Source organism: Clostridium estertheticum (assembly GCF_011065935.2).
Lineage (GTDB): Bacteria > Bacillota > Clostridia > Clostridiales > Clostridiaceae > Clostridium_AD > Clostridium_AD estertheticum_A.
Genome location: NZ_JAAMNH020000001.1, coordinates 5,150,045 through 5,169,500, shown reverse-complemented (window position 1 = coordinate 5,169,500; position 19,456 = coordinate 5,150,045). Strand labels below are relative to the sequence as shown.

The following is a 19,456-nucleotide window of genomic DNA, read 5'->3' as shown; positions in this document are numbered from 1 at the left end:
ATGCTAGTGGTTAAATTAATAGAGCACACACCAAATCCTGAAAAAATTGTAGCAGCAGCAGCTAAACTTTGTTATAGCCCCGTAGGTGTGGATGAAATACTAGAAAATTTAGATGAGGAAAAAACCGGGAAACTTCTGGATATGTTGATGACTTATGGGCATCATTCACCAATTGAACATGTGAGTTTTACTTTTGCAATTGAGGGGATATCTAGAAGTTTAACCCATCAATTGGTGAGACATAGGGTAGCTTCTTATTCTCAACAAAGTCAGAGATATGTAAAGCTCCAACAATTCGAATACATAATTCCTCCAGATATAGAGAAAAATGAAAGCGCAAAGAAAATTTTTATAGAATCTATGAATCGTGTTCAAATAGAGTATAATCATTTAGTAGAGATATTGTACAGGGATGAGCTAGATAATCTTATAAAAGAGTATTTAATTCATAAAAAATTGACAAGTCCTGAAGAGATTGAGGAAAAACAATACAAAATTCTAAAGGGCAAAGCTGAAAAAAAAGCTATTGAAGACGCACGGTATGTGTTTCCAAATGCTTGCGAAACTAAAATAATAGTTACTATGAACGCTAGAGAACTAATTCATTTCTTTAATCAGAGATGTTGTACTAGAGCTCAGTGGGAAATACGTCAAATGGCAAAAACAATGCTTATGCAAGTAAGAATTGTAGCACCGATATTGTTCAAATATGCAGGACCAAGTTGTGTCAATGGACCATGTCCTGAAGGTGGTATGTCTTGTGGAAAAACCATGGATATAAGAAAAGAATACGCAATTAAATTGATAAAGAAAGAGGTAATTTAAAATGAGTGATAATAAAAAATATCAAGAAAACAAAGGAAGTAAAGGAGCTTCAAGTAGTAGAGGAGAAAAAAGTGGAGTAGCTTCTAAAAGATTTAAAACTAGCGATGCGGGTTCAAAAGAAAGCAAAGGATTTTCAAGTAGCAAAGGTGGTTCAAAAGAAGGCAAAAGTTTTTCAAGTAGTAAATATGAAAAAAAAGCAGCGACTACCAGAAGATATAGAGGCGACGATGCAAGTGCAAAAGAAAATCATGACGGCTTAGGTAACAGAGAAGATAAAAACAAAGTAGTAGAAAATAAAAAGGTTACTAAAGAGAGAACTGAAATAAATCCTAGAACTAATAATGCCAGTGGTGAAACTGAACCCCAAATATTGAGAGAAGATTTAATTGAAGGAAGAAATGCAGTTATAGAAGCGTTAAAATCAGATAGGACTATAGAATATATTCTTATCGCCAAAGGTGATTTGGTAGGATCGATAAGTGTAGTATTAGCATTAGCTAAAGAAAAGGGAATTGTTACCAAAGAAGTAGACCGAAGAAAGTTAGATGAAATGTCTCAAACTTCATCACACCAAGGAGTTATGGCGGTAGTAACACCTTATAAATACTTTGGATTAAATGATATATTTAAATATGCAGAGGAAAAAGGAGAAAAGCCTTTTATAATTATTTTAGATGAAATTGAGGACCCTCATAATTTTGGATCTATAATAAGAACTGCAGAGGTATGCGGAGCTCACGGTATAATAATACCTAAGAGGAGAAATGTAGGAGCTACACCAATAGTTTATAAAACTTCAGCTGGTGCCATTGAACATGTAAAAATAGCAAAAGTAACTAATATAAATGCAGCCATAGAAGAAATCAAAGAACGTGGAGTTTGGGTTTATGGTGCTGATATGGAGGCTGAAAGCTATATTTTTGATACTGATTTCACTGGTGCGGTGGCTCTTGTAATTGGAAGTGAAGGCAGAGGTATTTCTAAACTTACAAAAGAAAAATGTGATGTGCTAGTAAAGATACCTATGGTTGGAAAAATAACCTCTTTGAATGCATCAGTTGCGGGTGGTATAATAATGTATGAAATTATGAAACAAAAAATCAAGTAATTCGTGAAAACATTTTTTGTTGATGGGTATAATGTTATTAATAGCTGGCCAAATCTTAAAGCAATTAAAGATTTCAGTTATGAATCTTCCCGGCAGCAACTTATTGACACTCTTCAAAACTACTCGGAATTTAAAGGTTATAAAATGATTATAGTTTTTGATGCACACATGGTTAAAGGAAGCCTTGAAAAAAAAGAAAAACAAGGTGACTTAGTCGTGATTTTTACAAGAGAAGGGGAAACTGCGGATAATTACATTGAAAGGACCGTAAATAATATAGGTCGAAAATCTGAGATATGCGTAGTTACATCTGACTCTTTAGTACAGCAGGTTACGTTTCAAAGAGGTGCAATTAGAATGTCTTCTATTGAATTTTATCATGAAGTAATTAGCATTGAAAAAAAAATACGAATTAAGACAGAAAAAAAATATTTGGAAAAAAGGAATAGCATAGAAGAGAGAATAGATGAAAAAACATTGGAAAAACTTGAGAAAATACGAAGGAACCTTTGAATTGTCTTGACTATGGAAATTCCACTAAGGTATAATCATCTATATGACACATGTTTGGTGTGGAGGGGATATTTATTGGAGAAAATAGTTAGAGTAAGTGTGGATATGTCATGCTTTGAAGATAGGTTGGATGAAGAAGTAGTAATTGAAGCACAAAAGAGAAATGTTAGAGCTCAAGAATATTTAATTAATAAATATAAAAATTTTGTAAAAGCCAAGGCTAAGTCATATTTTTTGATTGGGGCAGATAAAGAGGATATTTATCAAGAAGGAATGATAGGTCTCTACAAGGCTATTAGAGATTTTAAGGCTGATAGATTATCTTCTTTTAGGGCTTTTGCAGAAATTTGTGTTACAAGGCAGATAATTACAGCAATAAAAACAGCCACTCGCCAAAAACATATTCCTCTTAATACATATATCTCTTTAAATAAACCAATATATGATGAGGAATCAGATAGAACACTATTGGATGTGTTATCAGGTGCTAAAATTACCGATCCTGAAGAACTGGTTATAAGCCGTGAAGAAGTAATAAGTATTCAAAATGAAATTGGGGAAGTTCTTTCAGAATTGGAAATGGAAGTGTTAATGTCATACTTAGATGGTAAATCCTATCAAGAAATTGCTTGCGATTTAGATAGGCATGCAAAGTCAATTGATAATGCTCTTCAAAGAGTAAAAAGAAAATTGGAGAAATGTCTAAGTAAAAGGTGAAAATGTATTGACAAGGAAGGCAAACAATAGTAGAATTAATAACTGGTGTATAGCTTTAAGTTGTACGTCAGCGGGAGTAGCTCAGTGGTAGAGCACCAGCTTCCCAAGCTGGGTGTCGCGGGTTCAATACCCGTTTCCCGCTCCAAAATTAAGTGCCCATATAGCTCAGTCGGCAGAGCGTCACCTTGGTAAGGTGGAGGTCACCGGTTCAATCCCGGTTATGGGCTCCATAATTATTAAGGTCCTGCAACACACTAGGATAAGTTTACTTGCACTAAAGTGTAATTATTCAAATAAGGAGGAATACAAAATGGCAAAAGCAAAATTTGAAAGAACTAAACCACATGTAAACATTGGAACAATAGGACACGTAGATCACGGCAAGACAACATTAACGGCAGCAATAACAGCAGTACTTGCAACTAAGGGCTTAGCACAAGCATCTAGATTTGACCAAATTGACAAGGCACCAGAGGAAAGAGAAAGAGGAATTACAATCAACACTGCGCATGTTGAATATGAAACAGTAAATAGACATTATGCACACGTTGATTGCCCAGGACATGCAGATTATGTAAAGAACATGATCACTGGAGCCGCACAAATGGACGGAGCAATCCTAGTTGTTAGTGCAGCAGATGGTCCAATGCCTCAAACAAGAGAGCATATACTACTAGCAAGCAGAGTTGGAGTAGGATATATAGTAGTATTCTTAAATAAAGCAGATATGGTAGATGATCCAGAATTATTAGAACTTGTTGAAATGGAAGTAAGAGAACTATTAAGTGAGTATGACTTCCCTGGTGATGATATTCCAATCATAACAGGATCAGCATTAAAAGCATTAGAAAATCCATCAGATGAAGAAGCAACAAAATGCATAATGGAATTAATGGAAGCTGTTGATACTTACATTCCAACACCAACAAGATTAACAGATAAACCATTCTTAATGCCAGTAGAAGATGTATTTACAATCACAGGTAGAGGAACAGTTGCTACAGGAAGAGTTGAAACTGGGATACTTAAGGTTGGAGAAGAAGTTGAAATCGTTGGACTTTCCGAAGATAAAAGAAAAGTTGTATGTACTGGAGTCGAGATGTTTAGAAAACTTCTAGACCAAGCAATGGCAGGAGACAACATCGGAGCATTATTAAGAGGAGTACAAAGAGCTGATATTGAAAGAGGTCAAGTACTTGCAAAGCCAGGCTCAATACATCCCCATGATAAATTTGTAGGTCAAGTATATGTACTTAAAAAAGAAGAAGGCGGAAGACATACTCCATTCTTCGACGGATATAGACCACAATTTTACTTCAGAACAACTGATGTAACTGGATCAATCAAATTACCAGATGGAATGGAAATGGTAATGCCAGGAGATCACATAGACATGAACGTTGAATTAATTACTCAAGTAGCAATGGATGAAGGATTAAGATTTGCTATAAGAGAAGGCGGAAGAACAGTAGGTTCAGGCGTTGTTACTTCAATAGTTAAATAATATAAGAAATAATGCACAACTAAATCAGAAATGAACTGGAGCTAGGCGTAATGCCTAGTTCCTAGAAAATAAGATATGAATGTTGAACTTGTGGTAAAAGGAACGTTTAATGAAAAAACACCTTGAACTAATCCATTGACATATCTATTAAGTTGTGATAAATTGTTTAAGTAAAATAAAAAATAGTAAAGATAGCATAGTGCTTATTAAACACTAGCGTTCTTAAATAGATGGAAAACCGGGAGGTGTAGATTGTGAGAGTAAAAGTAACATTAGCATGTACTGATTGCAAACAGAGAAATTACAATACAATGAAAAACAAAAAAAATAACCCAGACAGGATAGAAATGAAAAAATACTGTAAGTTCTGCCACAAACATACACTTCATAAAGAGACAAAATAATACAGCATAAAACACAAAACGTTGGGGGATGTGAATGAAATGGCTGTTAATGGTAACATTAAAGTAAAAGAAAAATCAAACCAAAAAGGAATAGTTAAGTTTTTCAAGGACCTTAAGGCGGAAGTGAAAAGAATAACTTGGCCTTCAAAAAAAGATATTCAAAAGGCAACTATTGCAGTGGCAAGTTTTTCTTTTCTTTTTGTAATCTTTGTGGGTTTGTTGGATTATGGATTTAATAACCTCTATAAACTAATCTTTAAATAAGGTAAAAAAAAGGAGGTAGGGGACGGAGCACTCCACCCTTTGAGCTATGGCAGATAAAGCTAAATGGTATGTTGTACATACATATTCTGGTTATGAAAATAAAGTTAAAGCCAACCTAGAAAAAGCAATTGAAAATAGAAATCTTGAAGAATTTGTTCACGATATTCAAGTTCCTATGGAAGAAGTAGTTGAAGTAAAGGATGGAAAGAAGAAAATAACTTTTAAAAAAGTATTTCCAGGTTATGTAATGGTTAAAATGCTTATGACAGATGAATCATGGTATATAGTTAGAAACACTAGAGGTGTAACAGGGTTCGTAGGACCTGGTTCTAAGCCGGTGGCTCTTACCGAAGAAGAAGTTAGGACTATGGGAATTGCAGAAAAAGTTATAGTTGTTGACTACGAAATAGGTGAGAACATTCAGGTAACATTTGGACCTTTAGAAGGGTTTGTTGCATTAATACAAGAAATTCATTTGGAAAAGCACAAGGTTAAAGCATTAATTAATATGTTTGGCAGGGAAACCCCTGTTGAATTAGAATTCAATCAAATACAAAAATTAGACTAGGTACTAAGTGGGAGGATTTTTAATCCGCATCACCACAATATAGGAGGTATAAACTCATGGCTAAGAAAATAACAGGAATGATAAAACTTCAACTTCCTGCAGGAAAAGCAACTCCAGCACCACCAGTTGGTCCAGCACTTGGACAACACGGTGTTAATATCATGGGATTCTGTAAAGAATTCAACGCAAAAACTGCTGATCAACCAGGAATGATAATACCAGTAGTAATAACAGTATATCAAGATAGATCTTTTAGTTTCATACTAAAAACTCCACCAGCAGCTATACTATTAAAGAAAGCAGTTGGACTTGAAAGTGGTTCAGGAGTTCCAAACAAAACTAAAATAGCAACAGTTTCTAAAGCTAAAGTAAGAGAAATAGCTGAAATCAAGATGCCAGACTTAAATGCAGCATCAATTGAAGCTGCGATGAGTATGATAGCTGGAACAGCAAGAAGTATGGGAATAGTTGTAGAAGAATAAATTTCTATAAATTACGTGGGAGGTAAAAACCGTTATAACCACGAAGGAGGATACTAATATGGGTAAAAATTACATAGAGAGTGCAAAGCTAGTAGATAAAACTGCTCTATATACACCAACAGAAGCAATGGAACTTGCGGTGAAAACAGCTAAGGCTAAATTCGACGAAACTATCGAACTTGCTGTAAGTCTTGGTGTTGATCCAAGGCATGCAGATCAACAAGTTAGAGGAGCTGTAGTGCTTCCTCATGGAACAGGTAAAACAGTTAGAGTTTTAGTTTTTGCTAAAGGCGAAAAAGCTAAAGAAGCAGAACTTGCAGGCGCTGACTTTGTTGGAAATGATGAATTAGTTGATAAAATCCAAAAAGAAAATTGGTTTGAGTTTGATGTAGTAGTTGCTACACCAGATATGATGGGTGTTGTTGGTAAGTTAGGTAGAGTACTTGGACCTAAGGGATTAATGCCAAATCCAAAATCTGGAACAGTAACATTTGATGTTACAAGAGCAATAAATGAGATAAAAGCTGGTAAAGTTGAGTATAGAGTTGATAAAACTTCTATTATTCATGTACCACTTGGAAAAGCATCTTTTGGCGCTGAAAAATTAGTTCAAAACTTTCATGCTTTAATGGAAGCAGTAGTTAAAGCTAAACCAGCAGCAGCTAAGGGACAATACTTGAAGTCAGTTTCAGTTTCTAGTACAATGGGACCTGGAGTAAAAATCAATCAATCTAAAGTATTAGATTAGTATTGACAATTAGACTTAAGCATGATACAATTCACAAAGTAAAATAGATAATATTCCGTAGATAGTAGGTGCGAAAGCGTAAAAGACAACATACCTACCGAGGATTCCAATAAATGTACTTTTGTACGGATATTTGGTCTCTTCGCGTCTGCGGAGAGATCTTATTTTTTATAAAGCAGTTAAAAACTGTGAGGAGGTGGATACACAGTGTTAAGCAATAATAGACAATTAAAAGAAGCAAAAGTAGCAGAAATAAAAGAAAAATTACAAAAAGCTCAAGGTGTAGTACTTAGTCAGTATCAAGGTCTAAATGTAGAAGATGATACACTACTTAGAAAAAACCTTAGAGAAGCTGGAGTGGAATATAAAGTTTATAAAAACACACTAGTTATTCTTGCAGCTAGAGAATTAGGAATTGAAGGTATAGTAACGCACCTAAAAGGTTCCATTTCAATAGCTTTTGGATATGAAGAACCAACAGTTGCAGCTAGAGTTTTAAATGAATTTGCAAAAACTCATAAAAAATTAGAGCTTAAAGCAGCAATAATCCAAGGAAAAATATTTGATGCTGCCCAAGTTAATCAATTGGCATCAATACCACCAAGAAATGTTTTACTTGCAAAATTACTTGGAAGCTTCAAAGCTCCAATATCAAATCTTGCATACGTATTGAACTCAATTAAAGAGCAAAAAGAATTAGCTGAGTAATATTTTAATTATTAAGCTGAGGTACATAGCAAACAATTTTAATTGATTCAAATTAAAAAATATATATATGAAAAAAATTCGGAGGTGCATTTATAATGACAAGAGAAGAAATTATTCAAGCTGTAAAAGATATGAGTGTTTTAGAATTAAATGAATTAGTAAAAGCTTGCGAAGAGGAATTTGGCGTAAGTGCTGCAGCACCAGTTGCAGCTGCAGGAGCTGCTACAGCTGCTGTTGAAGAAAAAACTGAATTTGATGTAGTTTTAACTAGTGCTGGCCCTAACAAGATTAAAGTTATTAAAATTGTTAGAGAATTAACAGGACTTGGATTAAAAGAAGCTAAAGATATAGTTGATGGAGCTCCTAAAACTATTAAGGAAGCTGTAAACAAAGAAGACGCTGAATCTATAAAAGTTAAACTTGAAGAAGTTGGCGGCGGAGTAGAAATAAAATAATTTTATTACAAAATGGGGGTACTTTTTATTAAGAGTGCCCTTTTTTTGAAATGTTATGTTGACATAGAAATGTAATTGTGATAATATAGCATAATGCACTGAAAATTAGTAGTTTATCAGTAAAAAAAATGTAATTACTCATAGATGTGTATTAAATTAATAAAAATGGTTAGAATATGATAAAAATGTGTGAATCCAGAAACACAAAGTCCTAGGGGAAGGTGTGTTTTTGGTTATTTTAGTTTATGCAAGGGGTGAAAGCTGATGGTACATCCTGTCCAATTAGGTAAAAGAACAAGAATGAGTTTTTCAAAAATAAGAGAAGTAACTGATATGCCAAATTTAATTGAAATACAGTTAGACTCTTATAATTGGTTTTTAAAAGAAGGACTTCAAGAGGTTTTTGACGATATAAATCCTATCCAGGATTATACAGGTAATCTTGTTCTAGAGTTTGTAGGATACAAACTTGATACAGATAACATTAAGTATTCTGAAGAACAATGTAAAGAAAGAGACACAACATACGCAGCTCCTCTAAAAGTTAAAGTTAGATTGCGTAACAATGAAACTGGTGAAATCAAGGAACAAGAAGTCTTTATGGGAGATTTCCCACTGATGACACCTCAAGGGACATTTGTTATTAATGGAGCAGAAAGAGTTATAGTAAGTCAGTTAGTCAGATCCCCAGGGGTTTACTACAATTATTCTGTTGATAAAACAGGGAAAAAACTTTACTCCTCAACAGTAATTCCAAATAGGGGAGCATGGCTTGAGTATGAAACAGATTCTAATGATATTGTTTATATTAGAATTGACAAGACAAGAAAACTGCCTATAAGTATATTGGCTAGAGCTATGATGGATAATGGTAGCGATTTAGACTTACATGAATTATTAGGTGAGGAAGAAAGACTAACAGCCACCATAGAAAAAGACAATACAAAAACAAGAGAAGAAGCGTTGATAGAAATATACAAGAGATTAAGACCAGGCGAACCACCTACAGTGGATAGTGCGGTATCTCTTATTGATTCATTATTCTTTGATGCAAAAAGATATGATTTGTCAAGAGTTGGTAGATACAAATTTAATAAGAAGTTATCAATTAATCACAGAATTGCAAACCAAATTGCTGCTGAGAATATTGTTAATCCTATAACTGGTGAAGTTATAGTTGAAAAAGATGAAAAAATAGACAGAGAAACTGCTCTAGACATTCAAAACTTGGGAATCAATGTAGTAGATCTTCAAGTAGAGGATAAAGTGATAAGAGTTATAGGAAATAACTTTGTCAACATTAATAAAGTAGTTAAATTTGATATATCTGATCTTAATATTAGGGAAATGGTTCACTATCCAACTCTAAAAGGAATATTAGATAATTACAGCGATGAAGAATCAATTAAAGAACAAATTAAACTCAATAAAAGCAGATTAATACCAAAACATATAATTAAAGATGATATGTATGCTACAGTGAGCTACGAGTTAGGACTAACTTATGATATCGGTTATATTGATGATATTGATCATTTAGGAAATAGAAGAATTAGATCTGTAGGAGAACTTCTGCAGAATCAATTTAGAATAGGCTTATCTAGAATGGAAAGAGTTGTAAAAGAAAGAATGACAATTCAAGACCAAGAAGGAATAACGCCTCAAGCTCTTATAAACATAAGGCCAGTAGCTGCAGCAATAAAAGAATTTTTTGGTAGTTCACAACTTTCTCAATTCATGGATCAAACAAATCCATTATCAGAACTTACAAATAAAAGAAGATTATCTGCACTAGGACCAGGTGGACTTTCAAGGGAGAGAGCTGGGTTTGAAGTTAGAGACGTTCATTACTCACATTATGGTAGAATGTGCCCTATAGAAACTCCAGAAGGACCAAACATTGGACTTATTAACTCTCTTGCTAGTTATGCTAAAGTAAATGAATATGGGTTTATTGAAACACCATATAGGGTTGTAGATAAGAAAACATCAGTAGTAACAAATAAAATTATGTATATGACTGCAGATGAAGAAGATGCATACCTAGTAGCACAGGCAAGTGAGCCAATTAGTGAAGATGGTACTTTTATTGATAAAAAAGTAACTGTAAGAGCTAAGCAAGAAGTAATGGTTGTTCCAAAAGAAGACGTAGATCTTATGGATATATCACCAAGGCAAATAGTTTCCGTTGCAACAGCAATGATCCCATTCCTTGAAAATGACGATGCCAGCCGTGCACTAATGGGTTCTAACATGCAACGTCAAGCAGTACCACTACTCAAATCACAAGCACCAATTGTTGGTACAGGAATAGAATACAGAGCAGCAGTAGACTCTGGGGTTCTTCCGAAAGCTAAAAATGCAGGTGTAGTTGAATATGTAAGTGCAAATGAAATTAGAGTAAGAAGAGACTCAGATAATGAAGTTGATACTTATAAAATTCTTAAGTTTAAAAGATCCAATCAAGGTACATGTATAAATCAAAGACCTATAGTTAATAAAGGTGAAAAAGTTGAAATAAATACAGTACTTGCAGATGGACCTTCAACGGACCTAGGGGAAATAGCTTTAGGTAAGAACATCCGTATTGGATTTGTAACTTGGGAAGGCTATAACTATGAGGATGCAATGTTAATATCTGAAGAACTTGTTCGTGATGATATATTTACTTCTGTTCACATTGAAGAATATGAATCAGAAGCAAGAGACACAAAGCTTGGACCAGAAGAAATAACTAGAGACATTCCTAATGTCGGAGAAGATGCACTTAAAGACATAGATGAGGGCGGAATAATAAGAATTGGTGCTGAAGTAAGATCTGGAGATATCCTAGTTGGAAAAGTAACTCCTAAAGGAGAAACAGAACTTACTGCAGAGGAAAGATTATTAAGAGCCATATTTGGTGAAAAGGCAAGAGAAGTAAGAGATACATCACTTAGAGTGCCACATGGCGAAGCTGGAATAATAGTTGATGTTAAAGTGTTCACTAGAGAAAACGGTGATGAACTTCCACCAGGTGTAAATGAACTAGTTAGATGTTATATAGCTCAAAAGAGAAAGATATCTGTAGGAGATAAGATGGCAGGAAGACACGGTAATAAAGGGGTTATCTCTAGAGTATTACCAGTAGAAGATATGCCATTTTTACCTGATGGAAGACCACTTCAAATATGCTTAAATCCACTTGGAGTTCCTTCTCGTATGAATATAGGCCAGGTATTAGAGGTACATTTAGGATGGGCAGCTAGTGAACTTGGTTGGCATATTGCAACACCAGTATTTGATGGTGCACTTGAGGAAGAAATTGAAGCATGTTTGGAAAAAGCAGGATACCATGCAGATGGAAAAACTGACTTATATGATGGAAGAACAGGAGAAGCATTTGATAACAGAGTTACTGTTGGATATATGTATATCTTAAAGCTACATCATTTGGTTGATGATAAAATACATGCAAGGTCTACAGGACCATATTCTCTAGTAACTCAGCAACCATTGGGTGGTAAAGCACAGTTTGGTGGCCAAAGATTTGGAGAAATGGAAGTTTGGGCACTAGAAGCTTATGGTTCAGCTCATACATTGCAAGAAATTTTAACAGTTAAATCTGATGATGTTGTAGGTAGAGTTAAAACTTATGAAGCAATAGTTAAAGGCGAGAATATTCCAGAACCTGGTGTGCCTGAATCCTTTAAGGTTCTTATAAAAGAACTACAGGCGTTATGTTTGAATGTTAAAGTTCTTACAGACGAATTAGAAGAAATCAAACTGAAAGAATCAGTTGATGATGAAATTGAAGAATTAAATTTAAATGTTAACATAGAAGGATCAGAAGATATAATTCCTGAGGCACCAACGGAAGAGTACATTGAACTTATCGATGATGACGAAGAAGTAGACATTGATATAAATTATGATGAAATACCCTTAGAAGAATTTGGTGAGGACTTAGAATTAAATGATTTTAATGATGAACATTAATATGAAGGGAGGATGTACCCTTGTTTGAATTTAATAATTTCGATGCTATTCAAATAGGATTAGCATCACCGGAGCAAATCAGAGAATGGTCAAAAGGTGAAGTTAAAAAACCTGAGACTATAAACTATAGAACTTTAAAGCCTGAAAGAGATGGACTTTTTTGTGAAAGAATATTTGGACCAATTAAAGATTGGGAATGTCACTGTGGTAAGTATAAGAGAGTAAGATATAAGGGAATTGTTTGTGATAGATGTGGTGTTGAAGTTACAAAATCAAAAGTAAGACGTGAAAGAATGGGGCATATTGAACTTGCTGCTCCAGTTTCTCACATTTGGTATTTTAAAGGAATACCATCTCGTATGGGACTTATTTTAGATATGTCACCTAGATCTCTAGAAAAGATTCTTTATTTTGCTTCATATGTAGTATTGGATCCAAAAGAAACATCACTACTAAAGAAACAAATCCTTAGTGAAAAAGAATATAGAGAAGCTATTGATAAGTTTGGCAATGATAGTTTTGTAGCTGGTATGGGTGCAGAATCTGTAAAAGTACTGCTACAAGATATAAACTTAGAAGAGTTATCAAAGGAACTTAAGGAAGACTTGAAAACAAGCACAGGACAAAAGAGAATTAGAAGTATAAGAAGACTGGATGTGTCAGAATCCTTCAGAAAGTCTAAAAACAAACCTGAATGGATCATAATTGATGTAATTCCAGTAATACCTCCTGATTTAAGACCAATGGTACAATTAGATGGAGGAAGATTTGCTACTTCTGATTTAAATGATTTGTATAGAAGAGTAATAAACAGAAACAATAGATTGAAAAAGCTTCTAGATTTAGGAGCTCCAGATATAATTGTTAGAAATGAAAAAAGAATGCTTCAGGAAGCTGTAGATGCATTAATTGATAATGGAAGAAGAGGAAGGCCAGTTACAGGACCAGGGAATAGACCTTTAAAATCTCTATCTGACATGTTAAAAGGAAAGCAAGGAAGATTCAGACAAAACTTACTTGGAAAACGTGTTGATTACTCAGGTCGTTCAGTTATAGTTGTTGGACCAGAACTTCAAATGTATCAATGTGGTCTTCCGAAAGAAATGGCTTTAGAGTTATTTAAGCCTTTTGTTATGAAAAAACTAGTTGGAAGTGGAGTAGCTCATAATATTAAGAGCGCTAAGCGAATGGTAGAGAGGGTTATGCCTCAAGTATGGGATGTTCTTGAAGAAGTAATATCTGATCATCCAGTACTACTCAATCGTGCACCTACACTTCATAGATTAGGAATTCAAGCTTTCCAACCTGTACTTGTAGAAGGTAGAGCAATTAAACTACATCCACTAGTATGTACTGCATACAATGCTGACTTTGACGGAGATCAAATGGCGGTACACGTACCTCTGTCTGTTGAAGCTCAAGCTGAAGCAAGATTCTTAATGCTTGCTGCACACAACATTATGAAACCATCAGATGGTAAACCAGTTTGCGTACCTACTCAGGATATGGTTTTAGGTGCTTACTACTTAACTATTGATAAAGATGGTGCTAAAGGTGAGGGAAGAGCATTCTCATCGCCTGATGAAGTAATAATGGCTTATTCAGTAAAGGAAATTGATATTCATGCTAAGATTAAAGTTAAGATGTCTGGAATAGTTAATGGATCTTCTATAACTTCTGTTATAGAAACTACACCAGGAAAATTGTTTTTTAATGAAACTATACCTCAGGATTTAGGATTTATTGATAGGAGTATTCCTGGAAATGAATTGAAATTTGAGATAGACTTCTTGGTAAGTAAAAAAAATCTTGGTAGTATTATTGATAAATGCTACTTAAAATATGGTCCTTCAGAAACTTCTAAGATGCTAGACAAAATAAAAGCTACAGGATATCATTATTCAACAATTGGAGCAATTACTGTTGCTACATCTGACATGGTGGTTCCAGAGGCTAAAAAGGCATTGCTTGCAGATGCAGATGCAACTGTTGAAAAAATTGAGAAAATGTATCGAAGGGGATTTATATCCTGGGATGAAAGATATGAAAGAGTAATAGAAAAATGGACTAAGACTACAGAAGACGTAGCAAATGCACTAATGGATAGTTTGGATAAATTTAATCCGATATTCATGATGGCAGATTCAGGTGCCAGAGGATCTAAGAGTCAGATCAAACAATTAGCAGGTATGAGAGGCCTTATGGCTAATCCTTCTGGTAAGATCATTGAGTTACCGATTAGAGCATCTTTTAGAGATGGGCTAGATGTATTAGAATACTTTATCTCAACTCATGGAGCTAGAAAAGGTAACGCGGATACAGCACTTAAGACAGCGGATTCAGGGTATTTAACAAGAAGACTTGTTGATGTATGTCAAGATGTTATTGTTAGACATGAGGATTGTGGAACTACTGAAGGTTTTGAAGTTTCAGAAATTTGTGATGGAAGTGAAGTAATTGAACAGTTAGTTGAGAGACTTACTGGAAGATATACTGCAGAAGACATTATTCATCCAAAAACAGGCGAGATAATAGTTCCTAAGGGTGAATATATGGATATTCACTTAGCGGAAGCAGTTCAAAAGTCTGGTGTAAAAAAAGTTATGATTAGATCAGTATTTACATGCAAAGCTAAAATTGGTGTTTGTGCACACTGTTATGGAATGAACATGGCAACTTCACAAAAGATCAATATTGGAGAAGCAGTAGGTATAATAGCAGCTCAATCCATAGGGGAGCCGGGAACGCAGCTTACAATGAGAACATTCCATACAGGTGGAGTAGCGGGATCAGATATAACTCAAGGTCTTCCAAGAGTTGAGGAATTATTTGAAGCTAGAAAACCAAAAGGTTTGGCAATAGTAAGTGATGTTAACGGGTCAGTTAAAATGGAAGATACTAAGAAAAAGAGAGTTGTCATTGTAATTTCTGACTCAGGAGAAGAGTTTAGTTATGATATACCATTTGGATCAAGACTAAAAGTTGCAAATGGTGATACAATTGAAGCTGGAGATGAGATAATTGAGGGATCAGTTAACCCACATGATATCTTAAGAATTAAAGGCGTTAATGGAGTTAAAAATTATCTTTCATCTGAAGTTCAGAAAGTTTATAGACTTCAAGGTGTTGACATTAATGATAAGCATTTAGAGGTTGTTGTAAGACAGATGACAAGAAAAGTAAAAGTCGAGGAATCTGGCGATACTGAACTACTTCCAGGAAATTTAGTAGATATCTTCGCATTTGAAGATGCTAATGCTAAGATTGAAGCAGAGGGTGGAGTACCTGCAGAGGGAAAAATTTCTCTATTAGGTATAACTAAAGCAGCCCTTGCAACAGAATCATTCTTATCAGCGGCTTCATTCCAAGAAACTACAAGAGTACTTACTGATGCAGCAATTAAAGGTAAAATTGATCCATTGCTAGGATTAAAGGAAAATGTAATAATTGGTAAGTTAATACCTGCTGGTACAGGAATGACTAGATATAGAACCATAAAAATCAATACTGAAGATGATGAGAAGGTAGAAATCGAAAATGATTTAGAAGTATAAGCTATAACTAGTTGACAGGGTGACGGTAAAATGATAAAATACACCTTGTGTGTGACTTTAATCGGGTAGATATATCACAATTAGATAAATCTTGCGATTTAAATTATGAGGGGGGATAGACATGGTAGGTAAACTTGTAGGTCAGAAGGTCGTTGGAATTAAACAAACCCTAAAAGCGTTAAAGAATAATCAGGGCACAGTTTTATATATAGCCAAAGATGCGGATGTTAATATTACTGATCCTATTTTAAAACTAGCCAAAGTTAATTCCTTGCAAATAATATTTGTAGACACAATGAAAGAACTAGGGAATCTTTGTGACATAGATGTTGCATCAGCAACAGCATTGCTTCTAGAAGATCAAATTAATGCCAGTAACTAAATAATATAGATATATCCATGCGGTAACATAACTTTTAGTTATGTTACAGTGCATTGATATAAATGAACATGAGCTTATAAAAATAAGGAGGTGAAAACATGCCAACTATTAACCAATTAGTAAGAAAAGGCAGAAAGACATTAATAACAAAGTCAGCTTCACCAGCATTAAAAGAGTGTCCACAAAAAAGAGGCGTTTGTACAGTAGTTAAAACAACAACACCTAAAAAACCAAACTCTGCATTAAGAAAAGTAGCAAGAGTTAGACTTACAAACGGATACGAAGTTACTGCTTATATACCAGGTGTAGGCCACAACTTACAAGAGCATAGTGTTGTACTTATAAGAGGTGGAAAAGTTAAAGATTTACCAGGAGTTAGATATCACATCATCAGAGGGACATTGGATTCAGCTGGAGTTGCGGGCAGACTACAAAGTAGATCTAAATACGGGACTAAAAGACCAAAACAAAAGAAATAATGTTTTGAGTTGGGGTGCAATGTCTTCAGCATTTATATATATGATAATTAATATATTTACATACATTTGCGAAGTACAGAGCGCTTTGCGGTAGAGATACTGAGTACCTATGAGCTAATTTAAATTGTTAAGGAGGGAAGAAAAGTGCCAAGAAAAGGATATATTGCGAAAAGAGATGTTTTACCAGATCCTATGTACAATAGCAAAGTCGTTACAAAGTTAATAAACAATGTAATGGAAGATGGAAAAAGAGGAGTAGCACAAAAAATATGCTATGAGGCTTTTGACATAATTAAAGAAAAAACAGGTAAAGATCCATTAGAGGTGTTTGAAACGGCATTAACTAACATTATGCCATTACTCGAAGTAAAAGCTAGAAGAATAGGTGGAGCTAATTATCAAGTACCTATCGAAGTTAGACCTGAGAGAAGACAAACATTGGGATTAAGATGGTTACTTATTGCTACAGATAAAAGAGGCGAGAAGTATGCAAGAGAAAAACTTGCTAACGAATTAATCGAAGCTTCAAACAATACTGGAGCAGCAGTTAAGAAAAGAGAAGATACACATAAAATGGCTGAAGCTAACAAGGCTTTTGCTCATTACAGATATTAATATCAAAACTGTTTTGGCTTTGCCAAGACAGTTTTGTCAAATTTAAAATCACTGGTTGAGAGGAGGAACAAATAAGTGGGTAGAGAATATTCTTTAGATAAATATCGTAATATAGGTATTATGGCTCATATTGATGCTGGTAAAACAACAACAACTGAGCGTATATTATTCTATACAGGAAAAACACACAAGATTGGTGAAGTTCATGATGGTGGAGCTACCATGGATTGGATGGTTCAAGAGCAAGAAAGAGGAATAACAATAACATCTGCTGCTACAACTTGTTTTTGGAAGGGTCATAATATAAATATTATTGATACACCAGGGCACGTAGATTTTACAGTTGAAGTTGAAAGATCTTTAAGAGTTCTTGATGGAGCAGTTTCCGTATTCTGTGCAAAAGGTGGAGTTGAACCACAATCTGAGACAGTGTGGAGGCAAGCTACTAAGTATAAAGTTCCAAGAATGGCATACGTTAATAAAATGGATATAATGGGTGCAGATTTCTATAGAGTTGTAGGAATGATGAGAGATAGGCTTCAGGCTAATGCAGTTCCTATTCAACTTCCAATAGGAAAAGAAGATGAATTCCTAGGTATTATAGATTTAATTAGAAATGTTGCAGAAGTTTATAAAGATGATTTAGGAAAAGAAATACAAGAAGTAGAAATTCCAGAAGATATGAAGGAATTAACACAAGAATATAGAGCAGCTATGGTTGAAGCAATTGCTGAATTAGATGAAGACCTTATGATGAAGTATCTTGATGGTAATGAAATAAGTGAAGAAGAATTAAAAACTACACTTCGAAAAGGTGTAATTAATAATGAAATAGTACCTGTAATTTGTGGGTCTTCGTACAAAAATAAAGGTGTTCAAATGATGATAGATGCGGTTATAGATTATATGCCGTCACCACTTGACATACCAGCTATTAAAGGGCAGGATGTTGATGATGGGACAGAAATAGAAAGACACCCAAATGATGAAGATCCAATGGCAGCATTAGCATTCAAAATAGCTACAGATCCTTTTGTTGGAAGACTTTGTTTTGCAAGAGTTTACTCAGGCGTAATGAAGACTGGTACATATGTATTAAATGCTAACAAAGGTAAAAAAGAAAGAATTGGTAGACTAGTTAAAATGCATGCTAATCACAGAGAAGAAGTTGAAGAATTACGTTCAGGAGAACTAGGTGCAATAATTGGACTTAAAAATACAACTACTGGAGAAACACTATGTGATGAAGATCATCCAATATTACTAGAACTTATGGAATTCCCAGAGCCAGTTATTTCTGTAGCTATTGAGCCAAAAACAAAAACTGGTCAAGAAAGAATGGGTATGTCTCTTGCAAAGCTTTCTGAAGAAGATCCAACTTTTAAAACTTATACTGATCAAGAAACAGGTCAAACAATAATTGCTGGTATGGGTGAGCTTCATCTTGAAATTATTGTTGATAGATTAACAAGAGAATTTAAAGTTGAATGTAATGTAGGTAAGCCACAAGTTGCATATAAAGAAACAATACGTAAAGAAGTTAAAGCAGAAGGTAAATATATTAAACAATCCGGTGGACGTGGACAATACGGCCATTGTTGGATAGAATTAATACCAACTACTGAACCTTATTCTTTTGAAAATGCTACGGTTGGTGGATCTATTCCAAAAGAATTTATAGGACCAATTGAGAACGGAATTAAAGAAGCATCAAAAAATGGTATTCTTGGTGGATACCCAGTTCTTAACTTTAAAGTTAAAGTAGTTGATGGGTCATACCATGATGTTGACTCAAATGAAATGGCATTTAAGGTTGCTGGTTCTATGGCATTCAAAAACGCTATGGCAAAAGCAGACCCAGTACTGCTTGAACCAATAATGAAAGTTGAAGTAACAGTACCAGAAGAGTACATGGGAGACGTTATGGGAGACCTTAACTCAAGAAGAGGTAGAATAGAAGGAATGGAAGCTCAATCAGGCGCTCAAGTAATTAGAGCAATGGTTCCATTATCAGAAATGTTTGGATATTCTACAACACTTAGATCAAGAACTCAAGGTAGAGGAGTATACAGTATGGAATTTGCTGCATACGAAGCAGTTCCAAAGAGTATTCAAGAGCAAGTTATAGGTGTTAAATAATAATTAAAAATAT

General features: G+C 34.5%; 18 protein-coding genes, 2 tRNA genes and 1 other annotated feature. All 20 genes read left to right on the top strand.

Going from position 1 to position 19,456, the window contains the following annotated elements; translation table 11 throughout:
- The 20 genes from thyX to fusA all read left to right on the top strand — a co-directional run bounded on the left by thyX (nucleotide 1) and on the right by fusA (nucleotide 19,443).
- A complete protein-coding gene (gene thyX / locus G9F72_RS24665; protein WP_187356103.1) occupies nucleotides 1-825 on the top strand; it encodes an FAD-dependent thymidylate synthase in 825 nt (274 codons plus the stop codon).
- Nucleotides 826-1,147: 322 nt separating this feature from the next.
- Nucleotides 1,148-1,933 (top strand): 23S rRNA (guanosine(2251)-2'-O)-methyltransferase RlmB, encoded by a 786-nt coding sequence (gene rlmB / locus G9F72_RS24660; protein WP_224676321.1) that lies wholly within the window; start codon nucleotides 1,148-1,150, stop codon nucleotides 1,931-1,933.
- Between the two features lie 3 nt (nucleotides 1,934-1,936).
- Complete coding sequence (locus G9F72_RS24655; protein ID WP_164959275.1) at nucleotides 1,937-2,446, top strand: NYN domain-containing protein; 510 nt, start codon at nucleotides 1,937-1,939, stop codon at nucleotides 2,444-2,446.
- A gap of 105 nt (nucleotides 2,447-2,551) precedes the next feature.
- Entirely contained in the window at nucleotides 2,552-3,163 is a 612-nt protein-coding gene (gene sigH, locus G9F72_RS24650; RefSeq protein ID WP_411955972.1) for an RNA polymerase sporulation sigma factor SigH, read from the top strand.
- Nucleotides 3,164-3,233: 70 nt separating this feature from the next.
- Nucleotides 3,234-3,308 (top strand) — tRNA-Gly (locus G9F72_RS24645).
- Nucleotides 3,309-3,317: 9 nt separating this feature from the next.
- Nucleotides 3,318-3,393: transfer RNA gene (locus G9F72_RS24640), tRNA-Thr, on the top strand.
- An 80-nt stretch (nucleotides 3,394-3,473) separates the two neighbouring features.
- Nucleotides 3,474-4,667: an elongation factor Tu gene (tuf, locus tag G9F72_RS24635; RefSeq protein ID WP_164959273.1), complete on the top strand. Its 1,194-nt coding sequence runs from the start codon at nucleotides 3,474-3,476 to the stop codon at nucleotides 4,665-4,667.
- Between the two features lie 254 nt (nucleotides 4,668-4,921).
- Entirely contained in the window at nucleotides 4,922-5,071 is a 150-nt protein-coding gene (rpmG, locus tag G9F72_RS24630) for a 50S ribosomal protein L33 (RefSeq protein WP_125002828.1), read from the top strand.
- A 39-nt stretch (nucleotides 5,072-5,110) separates the two neighbouring features.
- Nucleotides 5,111-5,335 (top strand): preprotein translocase subunit SecE, encoded by a 225-nt coding sequence (secE, locus tag G9F72_RS24625; RefSeq protein WP_164959272.1) that lies wholly within the window; start codon nucleotides 5,111-5,113, stop codon nucleotides 5,333-5,335.
- A 46-nt stretch (nucleotides 5,336-5,381) separates the two neighbouring features.
- Nucleotides 5,382-5,903, top strand: coding sequence for a transcription termination/antitermination protein NusG (nusG, locus tag G9F72_RS24620; RefSeq protein ID WP_164959271.1), 522 nt, complete (start codon nucleotides 5,382-5,384; stop codon nucleotides 5,901-5,903).
- 56 nt (nucleotides 5,904-5,959) lie between these two features.
- Entirely contained in the window at nucleotides 5,960-6,385 is a 426-nt protein-coding gene (gene rplK / locus G9F72_RS24615) for a 50S ribosomal protein L11 (protein WP_164959270.1), read from the top strand.
- 58 nt (nucleotides 6,386-6,443) lie between these two features.
- Nucleotides 6,444-7,133 carry a 50S ribosomal protein L1 gene (rplA, locus tag G9F72_RS24610; protein WP_164959269.1) on the top strand — a complete coding sequence of 230 codons (690 nt, stop codon included), beginning with the start codon at nucleotides 6,444-6,446 and terminating at the stop codon, nucleotides 7,131-7,133.
- Between the two features lie 37 nt (nucleotides 7,134-7,170).
- Nucleotides 7,171-7,307 (top strand) — a sequence feature (ribosomal protein L10 leader region).
- Between the two features lie 33 nt (nucleotides 7,308-7,340).
- Complete coding sequence (gene rplJ, locus G9F72_RS24605) at nucleotides 7,341-7,841, top strand: 50S ribosomal protein L10 (protein ID WP_164959268.1); 501 nt, start codon at nucleotides 7,341-7,343, stop codon at nucleotides 7,839-7,841.
- A 95-nt stretch (nucleotides 7,842-7,936) separates the two neighbouring features.
- Nucleotides 7,937-8,296, top strand: coding sequence for a 50S ribosomal protein L7/L12 (gene rplL / locus G9F72_RS24600; protein WP_164959267.1), 360 nt, complete (start codon nucleotides 7,937-7,939; stop codon nucleotides 8,294-8,296).
- Nucleotides 8,297-8,560: 264 nt separating this feature from the next.
- Nucleotides 8,561-12,274 carry a DNA-directed RNA polymerase subunit beta gene (rpoB, locus tag G9F72_RS24595; RefSeq protein WP_164959266.1) on the top strand — a complete coding sequence of 1,238 codons (3,714 nt, stop codon included), beginning with the start codon at nucleotides 8,561-8,563 and terminating at the stop codon, nucleotides 12,272-12,274.
- Nucleotides 12,275-12,294: 20 nt separating this feature from the next.
- The gene (gene rpoC / locus G9F72_RS24590) at nucleotides 12,295-15,828 is read left to right on the top strand and encodes a DNA-directed RNA polymerase subunit beta' (RefSeq protein ID WP_164959265.1); all 3,534 of its coding nucleotides are present in this window, start codon (nucleotides 12,295-12,297) and stop codon (nucleotides 15,826-15,828) included.
- Nucleotides 15,829-15,949: 121 nt separating this feature from the next.
- Entirely contained in the window at nucleotides 15,950-16,210 is a 261-nt protein-coding gene (locus tag G9F72_RS24585; protein WP_164959264.1) for a ribosomal L7Ae/L30e/S12e/Gadd45 family protein, read from the top strand.
- A gap of 98 nt (nucleotides 16,211-16,308) precedes the next feature.
- The gene (gene rpsL, locus G9F72_RS24580; protein ID WP_164959263.1) at nucleotides 16,309-16,689 is read left to right on the top strand and encodes a 30S ribosomal protein S12; all 381 of its coding nucleotides are present in this window, start codon (nucleotides 16,309-16,311) and stop codon (nucleotides 16,687-16,689) included.
- A gap of 144 nt (nucleotides 16,690-16,833) precedes the next feature.
- Nucleotides 16,834-17,304 carry a 30S ribosomal protein S7 gene (rpsG, locus tag G9F72_RS24575; RefSeq protein ID WP_164959262.1) on the top strand — a complete coding sequence of 157 codons (471 nt, stop codon included), beginning with the start codon at nucleotides 16,834-16,836 and terminating at the stop codon, nucleotides 17,302-17,304.
- Nucleotides 17,305-17,379: 75 nt separating this feature from the next.
- Nucleotides 17,380-19,443: an elongation factor G gene (gene fusA, locus G9F72_RS24570; protein WP_164959261.1), complete on the top strand. Its 2,064-nt coding sequence runs from the start codon at nucleotides 17,380-17,382 to the stop codon at nucleotides 19,441-19,443.
- The last annotated feature ends 13 nt before the right edge of the window (nucleotides 19,444-19,456 follow it).